Annotated in this window: 3 protein-coding genes, 1 tRNA gene and 1 pseudogene; 2 read left to right on the forward strand and 3 right to left on the reverse strand. The window is 67.6% G+C overall.

The window, feature by feature from the left end:
• Nucleotides 1-99: 99 nt before the first annotated feature.
• From VFS34_12695 to hflX, 3 genes and pseudogenes are all read right to left on the reverse strand, one after another.
• Nucleotides 100-197, reverse strand: a tRNA-Sec gene (locus VFS34_12695).
• A gap of 89 nt (nucleotides 198-286) precedes the next feature.
• Nucleotides 287-370, reverse strand: a pseudogene (locus VFS34_12700) (hypothetical protein).
• A gap of 75 nt (nucleotides 371-445) precedes the next feature.
• Nucleotides 446-1,651, reverse strand: a complete 1,206-nt coding sequence (gene hflX, locus VFS34_12705) for a GTPase HflX (protein HET9795310.1) — start codon at nucleotides 1,649-1,651, stop codon at nucleotides 446-448.
• A gap of 53 nt (nucleotides 1,652-1,704) precedes the next feature.
• Here hflX and VFS34_12710 point away from each other — a divergent pair, with 53 nt between their 5' ends.
• Together VFS34_12710 and VFS34_12715 are read left to right on the forward strand one after the other, a co-directional pair.
• Nucleotides 1,705-2,571: a TIGR02757 family protein gene (locus VFS34_12710; protein ID HET9795311.1), complete on the forward strand. Its 867-nt coding sequence runs from the start codon at nucleotides 1,705-1,707 to the stop codon at nucleotides 2,569-2,571.
• Between the two features lie 9 nt (nucleotides 2,572-2,580).
• Nucleotides 2,581-3,114 carry a TlpA disulfide reductase family protein gene (locus VFS34_12715; protein HET9795312.1) on the forward strand — a complete coding sequence of 178 codons (534 nt, stop codon included), beginning with the start codon at nucleotides 2,581-2,583 and terminating at the stop codon, nucleotides 3,112-3,114.
• Nucleotides 3,115-3,116 lie beyond the last annotated feature (2 nt).

Consider the following 3,116-nt stretch of genomic DNA (forward strand, 5'->3'; position numbering starts at 1 on the left):
GACAGGTCTCCCTCCGGGAGAGGCGAAGTAGCCCGATCCTCCTCTCGCTCCGGCGGGAGCCTGAGCGATCCGAGCTCCGCGAGCGTCGCTCGGACGAAGTGGCGGAAGCGCATGGGAATCGAACCCACCAATCCCGGCTGAGCCGCGATTCAAACGGATTTGAAGTCCGCGGAAGCCACCAGACTTCCTGCGCTTCCGGAGACGTGAAGTCTAACGCAGACCGAGCTGTCCGGTTCCCCGGCCACGGCGGGCAGGGTCGCGATCGGAGCTTCCCGAGCGCCGAGGCGAACTTCCGGGCGAGGTTCGCGACCGAATGCGTGTCCTTCGGGAAACAGGAGCCGCCGAAACCCGGGCCGGTATGGAGGAATTTTCGAGGCGATCCGCAAAACGGTCCAGCTCGGCCGGGCCCCGCAGCGGTCGAGCGGAGGAGGCGAGCCGCGACGGTCTACCGGTCGATTTCGTATTCGGCGAGGGCGTCCAGCTGCCGCCGGGGGCCGGAGACCCGGAGCACGAGCGCGTCCCCTTCGTCCTTCTCCGAAAGGATCTTCGCCCGTGCCCGCACCCGCGCGATTTCGCGGGATGCCGCATAGGGAATGCGAAGCGCCATCTCGAGCTCGTCCGGCGCCCGCCGCTTTTCGATCTCCTCGATCAGGCGGTCGATCCCCTCGCCGGTCGCCGCGGAGACCCAGAGACCGGGCCGGCGGCGTGGAACGCGGTCCGCCTTCGTGAAGATCGGGAGCACCTTGCCCGGCTCGACGCCGAGTTCGGCGAACGTGTCGTCGGCGACGCGCTTCTCCTCGTCGGCCCATTCGGACGACCCGTCGATGGCGTGGATCACGAGATCGGCGTCGCGGATCTCCCCGAGCGTCGAGCGGAACGAGGCGACGAGGCCGGCGGGAAGCTTCCGGATCAGCCCGACCGTGTCGACGACGAGGAGGTCCGTCCCGCGGATCTTCCCCACGCGCGCGTCGAGCGTGGCGAAGAGGCGATCCGCGGCGAGCGCGGCATTTTCGGTGAGGCGGTTGAAGAGCGTCGTTTTTCCGGCGTTCGTGTAGCCGGCGATCGCGACCTGGAAAGCGTCCCGCCGGCCGCGCTTCTGGACCCTGCGGGACGTCTCGATCTTCGCGAGGTCCTTCTTCAGGAGCGAGATCCGGTGGCGGATCTTCCGCCGGTCGAGCTCGAGCTGCTGCTCGCCCGCGCCCCGGCCGCCGATCCCGCCGCCGAGACGCGACAGGCCCTTGTACTTCCCGGTCAGCCTCGGAAGCAGATACTCGTAGCTCGCGAGCGCCACCTGCGTGCGCGCCTCGCGAGAGCGGGCGTGGCGGTTGAAGATCTCCAGGATCAGTCCCGCGCGGTCGGTGACGCGGGGCAGCGTCTTCTCGAGATTCCGGACCTGGCCGGGCGCGAGGTCGTCGTCGAAGATGACGAGGTCCGCGTCGAGAGCGGCGGCGTTTCCGGAGATCTCTTCGACCGCGCCCGATCCGATGAACGTCGCCGGGTCGATCGACGAACGCTCGCGGACGTCGCGTCCGACGACTTCCATGTCCGCCGTGTCGGCGAGCCGCTCGAGCTCGTCCAGGTGCCTTTCGACTTCGGAGCGGGTGGTGCCGCGGGTGACGACGCCGACGAGGAGGGCTTTTTCCCGGGTCAACGAAGGGACCGATCCATTCGCATCAGTCGTCGTTAGGTTAGGATTATTGGCGGATGGAGTCAATCCGCGCCCGCCGGGAGCGCGACCTTCGCGAAACTCTCGAAAGCCTCTATCGCCGCTACGAGCGGTCGACGAGCCCCGACCCGATCGCCCTGGTGCGCCGCTACGAGGCGCGCGAAGATCGGGAGGTCGCGGGCTGGATCGCGTCGGCATTCGCGTACGGCCGCGTCGACCAGATCATCAAGGACGTCCGGGCTCTGCTCGAGGCCCTCGGGCCGAATCCGGCGAAGACGGTCGCCGCGAGGACGTTCACCGCGGGCGATCTCGCGTTCTTCCGTCACCGGTTCCACGGCCCGAGGGACGCGGCCGATCTCCTGTTCATCGTCGGCGAGTGCATCCGCCGGGAAGGATCGGTCGGGAAGTTCTTCGCCCGGCGGTTCCCGCCCGACGAGTCGGTCGCGGGGATGCTCGACCGCGTGAGCTCGGAAGCGCTCTCGTGGCGCGCGCCGTCGAAGACCCTCGGCTTCCTCCTCCCGAAGCCCTCCGACGGCTCGGCGTGCAAGCGCTGGAACCTGTACCTGCGATGGATGGTGCGGGACGACGCGATGGATTTCGGGCTCTGGAAGGAGATCCCGGCGTCCGCGCTCGTGATCCCGACGGACACCCACGTTCACCGGGTCAGCCGCCGGCTCGGTCTCACCCGCCGGAAATCCGCCGACTGGCGCACGGCCGAAGAGATCACCGCGCGGCTCGCGCGCCTCGATCCGGCCGACCCCGTCAAGTACGATTTCGCGATCTGCCAGCTCGGCGTCCTCGAAATCTGCCGGACGAAGCCGCGGCTCTCCGACTGCCCCTCCTGTCCGGCGCAGCGGGTCTGTCCGATCGGGCGCCGGCGCGTTCGATTCGTCGAGGCGGCCTGAGATGTCGGTATGAAGACACGGACGGTGTTGTTGATCGTCGCGGCCGCCGTCGCCCTCGGCGTCGCGTTCGTCTTCACGACGAACCTGAAGCCGCCGGAGGGGGAGGCGGGAATCCCGAAGCTCTCCGCCGCGAAGAATCTCGCGATCTTCACCCGCGACGGAAAGAAGGTCGACCTTTCGAAGCTGAAAGGAAAGATCGTCCTCGTGCATTTCTGGGCGACGTGGTGCCCGCCGTGCGTCGACGAAATCCCGGAGCTCGACCGATTCTGGCAGCGCTACCGGAACAACCCGTCGATCGCGCTCTACAGCGTGTCGGTCGACGACTCGTGGGAAGCGGTCGACACGTTCCGGAAGCAGCATCCCTTCGACCTTCCGCTCTACCGCGATCCCCAGTCGAAGACGGCGCACAAGTTCGGGACGACGAAGTTCCCCGAGACGTACATCGCCGACCGCAGCGGAAAGGTGCTGTACCACCTCGCCAACGCGATCGACTGGGATTCGGCGCAGGTGACGGACAACATCGACGCGTTGATCAAACAGTAAGC

This window comes from Thermoanaerobaculia bacterium (assembly GCA_035717485.1).
GTDB lineage: Bacteria > Acidobacteriota > Thermoanaerobaculia > UBA5066 > DATFVB01 > DATFVB01.